General features: G+C 47.0%; 4 protein-coding genes. All 4 read left to right on the top strand.

Translation table 11 applies throughout. The features are described from left to right. The first annotated feature begins 24 nt into the window (after nt 1-24). Nucleotides 25-1,680, top strand: coding sequence for an ATP-binding cassette domain-containing protein (locus J7I42_RS34940; protein ID WP_209145188.1), 1,656 nt, complete (start codon nt 25-27; stop codon nt 1,678-1,680). Nucleotides 1,681-1,683: 3 nt separating this feature from the next. After that, nucleotides 1,684-2,409, top strand: a complete 726-nt coding sequence (locus tag J7I42_RS34945; protein ID WP_209145190.1) for a thioesterase II family protein — start codon at nt 1,684-1,686, stop codon at nt 2,407-2,409. Continuing rightward, nucleotides 2,402-4,018, top strand: coding sequence for an MBL fold metallo-hydrolase (locus tag J7I42_RS34950; RefSeq protein ID WP_209145192.1), 1,617 nt, complete (start codon nt 2,402-2,404; stop codon nt 4,016-4,018). Before J7I42_RS34945 ends, J7I42_RS34950 begins: the two co-directional genes overlap by 8 nt. A gap of 63 nt (nt 4,019-4,081) precedes the next feature. Beyond that, nucleotides 4,082-6,600 (top strand): non-ribosomal peptide synthetase (locus tag J7I42_RS34955; RefSeq protein WP_209145194.1); only part of this gene is annotated, 2,519 nt, incomplete at its 3' end.

Below are 6,600 nucleotides of genomic sequence, written 5' to 3' on the forward strand. Positions count from 1 at the left end.
TCCACTTGTACATATCACACTTATATGAATATTCTTCAGGTTTTTCAATCCCGGTCAAAGATATTCTATGTGTTCCTGCTGATACTGGGACTCATCAGCAGTCTTACCAGCATGGGTATTCTTATGCTGATCAACCAGACCTTAACCGGTAAAGCTGTAATCCTGGTAGGGGCTCCGGAAAATAATTATATCGCTTTTATTGTTTTGATCACCCTGTCCTTTTTATCGACCAGCTATTTTCAGAACTATATGGTGGAGCTTACCAATAGTATTATGTTCAACCTCGAATTGTCGGTAGTACAAAAAGTACGTAATGCCTCGTTCGAGTCTTTTGAACGCCTGGGTTCCGAAAAGATCTATGCAGCGATTGCAGACACCAGGGTATTGAGCAGGGTGCCCGAGATCTTTGTCACCCTTATCAATGCCTCCATTACCATCATCTGTTCTTTTATTTACTTTTTCTGGGTATCGCCCCTGGGCTGCATCGTGGTATTGACGTTAATGACCCTGCTGTTGCTGTTCTATATATACCGTAATAAGAAGATGGTAAAAGACCTTAATACCGCCAGGGACCTGCAGGACGCTTACTATTTTTCCCTGCGTGAATTACTAAGCGGATTCAGACAGATCCGCATCTCTTCAGTACGGAACAATAACCTGTTCAATAAATATATCAATGCCAACAGAACCAAAGTGCAGGAGTTAAGCATTCGAACTTCTAAAAAATACATCGCCAATGAATTGACCGGCTCTTATAGCTGGTATATAGTGTTGGGCATGGTGATCTTTGTACTGCCCGCTATTTTTCATATCACGGCAGGGCAGCTGGCCGCCTTTATAACCACCGTTCTTTTTATGATGTCGCCTGTATCGCGGCTGGTCATGATCATTCCTTTTTATTCATCGCTGAGAATTGCCGTGGAAAGGATCGAGAAGATCGATAAGCAACTGGCGGTAGATGCTTTGCCCGATGCCGCTAAAGTAAATACGAAGGATGATTTCAGCTCTGTGCGCTTCCAGGATGTACGGTATGGATATAACCAGCATGAAAAAGAGGCTTTTCACCTCGAGTTATCTGAATTCAATATCTCTAAAGGCGAGATCATTTTTATCATAGGCGGGAATGGCAGCGGGAAAACAACCTTTGTGAACCTGTTGACAGGATTGTGCAGGGCTTCGCAAGGAAAGATCTTCATAAACGAGAGGGAAGTGGAGTGGGAAGAGTTTTCGGCTTTCAGCAACCATATGGCCGTGGTGTATACGAACCAGCGTCTGTTTCACGCCAATTACGATGACCATGACCTGTCTGACAAAAACGAGCGCATGCATTACTGGAAAGACCTGATCAACCTGAACGGTGTTTTGAAAATAAACAACGCAAAAGACTGCATCGAAGTAAATGTATCACGGGGACAGCAGAAAAGGATCGCCTTACTGATGGCGCTGATGGAAGACAAACCCCTGCTGGTGCTAGATGAATGGGCTGCCGAACAGGACCCCACGAATAAAAAACTTTTCTATACTAAATGGCTACAGGAGATAAGAAGCATGGGTAAGACCCTCATTGTTGTGTCGCACGACGATGATTTCTACCATGTGGCGGACCGTATTGTAAAATTCGACTTCGGAAGGATCACCAGCGATACCGCTAATGTCGTTGACCTCGAAAAAAATATGTAACACATGAAATCCATCAACCTTTTTTGCCTGCCTTTTGCGGGCGGAAATAAATATTCCTACAGAGACTATGAAGCCACGGCACCTTCTTTTGTGCAGCTGCACCCACTGGAATATCCGGGAAGGGGCAGCAGAAGCAATGAGCAGCTGTTGAGTGACATGGAAGATATCGTTAATGACGTATATGGGCAGATGCAGCACCTGGTATCTTACCGGCCTTATGCCGTATATGGACATAGCATGGGTGGCATTACGGCCTATTTGCTGGTGCAGAAACTGATCCGCAACAAACACGAGGCGCCTGTTCATCTTTTTATCACCGGCACCATGGGGCCTTCCGCCCATTCGAGATCTGAAAAGCAGCGGCATCTGATGAGCAGGGAAAAATTCATTGAAGAAATAAAAAGGCTCGACGGTCTTCCTGAAGAGATCCTGGCGCAGGATGAACTGATCGATTATTTCGAACCCATTCTCAGGGCCGATTTCAAGGCCACAGAAAATTATGTATACCGTCCTGCTGCACCTTTAGATATCCCCGTAACTGTGATCACCGGCACCGAGGAAACGATGGACAGGGCGGAAATACAACTCTGGCAAAAAGAAACCACCCGGGAGGTAGATTTCAGGACTATGCCCGGTAAACACTTTTTCATTTTCAAACAGCCTGCGGCCATTACCAATATCATTTCCGATAAATTAAAAACACACACTAAAATCATCCATTATGAGTAGTAATAAAGTTTGGCTTAAGCCAAACGTAGTATTCGAACCATTGGTAGACAGATGGTATGCCTGGAGTCACCTGATCTCACCTGCTACGGCTGCCATGAATATCACAGGAAGGCATCTTACCATCATGGAATCTTACCTGATGGCGCCTAATATTCATGCCGAGGCTGTACTGAACCCTAAAATGAGGGGAGGCCCGTTCATGGATTTTGGCGGCGGCCGTATTGATGAAGTAAAAGCACTGGAGCAGGATACGATCAGCAAACGCTCGCATATGATCGAATTTTCAAAAGCAGTAAAGGAGCTCGACAAACTACTGGCGCAGGAAGCTAAAGGGTTTGGCCTTGAAAACCTGTACGAGAAAGTACCGCCCATTCTTAAAGGATATGTGGAATTATTCTACGACAGGAATAACAACCCTGCATTCCGTTTCTTTGAATCGCTGTTGTATACAAGCAGGTTCTATAATAAGGAAGCGCAAAGCATGGCCTTTTGGATAACCAATAATGATCACCGACCATTTGTACTGAGCACACCACGTCTGGAAGAGCGGCAGGTGCTGCACCTCGACATCCCGTTCGATCATCCCGGTATCGACAAACTGGCAATGATGAAAAAGGACCCACAGCCGTTAGACATGATTAAGGAGCTGCTGGGAATAACAAAGGCGCAGGGACCACTATTCGAAACTTTCTTTACAGATGAGCCCCATCCTGCCTACAACAAATACACTGGCGATAAGATCCGGATGCGGTATTTCGGACATGCCTGTATCCTGATAGAGACCAAGGATGTGACGATACTCGCCGATCCTTTGATCAGTTATTATGGCTATGTATCCGACATCGACCATTTCTCTGACCTCGATCTGCCCGATGTGATAGATTATGTGGTGATCACCCACAACCACCAGGACCATATCTTATTTGAGACGCTGTTGCCCCTGCGTCATAAGATCAGGAATATCATTGTGCCAAAGGCAAAGGGAGGCAGGCTGGAAGATCCGGACCTGAAACTGATGTTCAATAATATCGGGTTCAACAATGTGATCGAGATCGAGGAAATGGAAACCATTCATTTTGCAGATGCAACCATTACCGGCATACCATTTACCGGTGAACACAGCGATCTGAACATTCTGGCAAAATCATGTCACCTGGTCCAAATAGGCCAGTTCAAATTGTTGTTTATGGCCGATTCACGGATCATGGAGCCGGCTCTGTATAAACATATTCATGATCAGGTAGGGGATGTAGATGTAATATTCCTGGGTATGGAATGTGATGGCGCCCCGCTTACCTGGTTGTATGGCCCATTGCTTAGCAAAAAAGTACCCCGTGATCAGGACAACACCCGACGGCTCAACGGATCTGATTGCAGCCGCGGCATGGCCCTGGTAGATATTTTCAATCCCAAAGAAGTATACGTATATGCGATGGGACAGGAGCCCTGGGTGGAATTTATCAGCAGTATAAAGTATACCGACGAATCGAATCCCATTGTGCAGTCGAATAAACTGGTACAACTCTGCCGCGACCGGGGCATTGTAGCAGAACGATTATACGGCGAAAAAGAATTGTTATACGACAAGCAGGTGGCCGCCTTGGTGTAATACTGCTTCGTAACAAGCACTTCCGTTTTAATACTATCTCTATTTACTATTACAGCGATCAATATGTCAAAAAGTATTGTAGACATCATTATGTCCAGGGCCAGCGAGATTGGTCTTAGCTTCCTGATGGATAATGAAAAACTGAAAGTTAGGATACCCCGGAATGTTGTAGTGGACCATGAACTGCTGCTGCTGATCGAGGAGAATAAGGAACTGATCAAAACATCGCTGCGCAACGATCCTTTACTGCATGACAGGAAACCGGCCAGACGGATAGAACGCATGGTACGGAACAGTGCCGCCCGTTTGCCATTGTCGTTTGCACAGGAGCGGCTTTGGTTTATAGACCGCCTGCAGGGAAGTGCCCAGTACAACCTGCACTGGATCTTCAGGCTGCGTGGCAACCTGGATGTAAGGATACTGGAATCGTGCTTCAGGGATATTATCAACCGCCATGAAGTGCTTCGCACAGTAATTGCGGAAGAAGACGGTATTCCATACCAGCAGATCTGCACCGTGGCTGACTGGAATATGCACTATACAGATCAGCAGTCGATCGTATACCGGGGAAAAACACTGGAAGAATATATAGAAGCGGAGATCAGCCGGTCCTTTGACCTCTCTGCGGATGTGCTTTTGCGTATTACCCTCATCAGGACCCAGCCCAATGAACATCTGCTGATCGCTGTAATACATCATATCGCATTTGATGGCTGGTCGGTTTCTGTATTGGTGCAGGAGCTGAGCCGGTTGTATAAAGCTAAGCTCACCGGTCAGCCTGTGATGCTAAAGGACCTGTCGCTGCAATATGCCGACTATTCAGCCTGGCAGCGCAGACAGTTCCCCGAAGAACAGCTGAAGCAACATTTGTTGTACTGGAAAACCCACCTGTCGGGAGTGGAACGACTTCATTTGCTACCCGATCATAAGGGCCCGGCAGAGAAGAGCATCCGGGGCAGCGTAGTAAATCAAAAGGTTGAGCGAACCGTGCGTCAGGCGTTGGCTGCTTTATCGCACCGCGAAGGCGTTACCCTGTTCATGACACTGCTCGCCGCCTTCAAAGTGTTGTTGCAACGGTACAGCGGGCAACAGGATATTTGTATAGGCAGTCCGGTTGCCGGCAGAGACTTCCAGGAAGTAGAAGAGATGATCGGTTTTTTTGTGAACATGCTGGTGTTGCGTACAAACTGTGATCCCAATAACAGCTTTCGCGATTTTTTACAGCATGTCAAACAAACAACCCTGCAGGCTTATGATCACGGCTATGTTCCCTTTGAACGTATTGTAGAAACGCTGGACCTACCCAGGGATGTGAACCAAAATCCTTTCTATGAAGTAGTGTTTGCATTTCATAATACACCCGAGCCCGACGAATTGTATTTGGGGGATGTGATGGTAAAACGCGAAAAGCCCGGATCGGTATCGGTGCAATTCGACCTGGTATTGCATGTTACCGAAGTAAATGGAGAACTACAACTGGAGTTTGTTTATAATACGGATATGTATCGTGCCGATACGATCCACCGCATGCTGGAGCTTTACGGGCAGTTACTGAATAATATAATAAAGCATGCAGACCTGCCGCTGAGCAGGCTGAAGATGCTGTCACCTGTACAGGAACAGCGGTTGCTGGAAGATTTCAGTCACCCCCGTTCCTTGTTTGCAGCCGATACAGAAGGCACCGTGCTGCAGTTGATAGCAACTGCGGCCATCAAAATTCCGGATGCAATCGCTGTGGTGGATAGCACTACACAGCTTAGTTATCAGCAGCTACAGGAACAAAGCAACCAGCTGGCGTTGTTTGTACAACAGCAGGGCGTTGGTTTGGAAGAACCCGTAGTGGTATGCATGGAAAGATCGGCCGCTTTAATTACTGCTATGCTGGCCATCTGGAAAGCCGGCGCAGCCTATGTGCCCGTTGATCCCTCGTATCCGGCCGCACGGATCAATCATATTTTAAAGGATACAGGTGCCAGGATCGTGCTGGTCAGTAATGCAACGGCTTCTTTGATTGAAAAGGATGAAAATGTAAAGATCATAAACATACAGGCGACGGAATGGAAAGATGGAGTTGATGGAAAGTCTTTGTCTGACAAGCAACCAACAGGACCGGGTCTTGCTTACGTAATTTATACATCTGGGTCCACCGGTGTGCCTAAAGGAGTGATGATAGAACATAAGGGAATACTGAACCTGGTACGTTGGCATCACCGGGCTTACCAGGTGCAACCCGAAAGCCGAAGCACCTGTATGTCGGCGATCGGCTTTGATGCCTTTGGCTGGGAAGTATGGCCCTATTTAGCGGCCGGCGCCACCTTGTATGTCCCTGCTGATGAGGTGCGGCTGGACAGTGAACTGTTAAGCAAGTACCTGACCGCACAAAACATTACGCATTGCTTTTGTGCCACAGCGCTTGTAGAAAGCCTGGTGGAAGCCATGCGGGGCAGCGAAGGAGCCTTACAATACCTGCTTACAGGAGGCGACCGTCTGGGTGGCATCAATACAAAGGGCTTACCCTATAAATTGATAAACAACTACGGACCTACCGAAAATACCGTGGTAGCCACCAGTTACCTGGTACA

Origin of the sequence: Niastella soli (assembly GCF_017742245.1) — a bacterium.
In the GTDB taxonomy this organism is placed as follows: Bacteria; Bacteroidota; Bacteroidia; order Chitinophagales; family Chitinophagaceae; genus Niastella; species Niastella soli.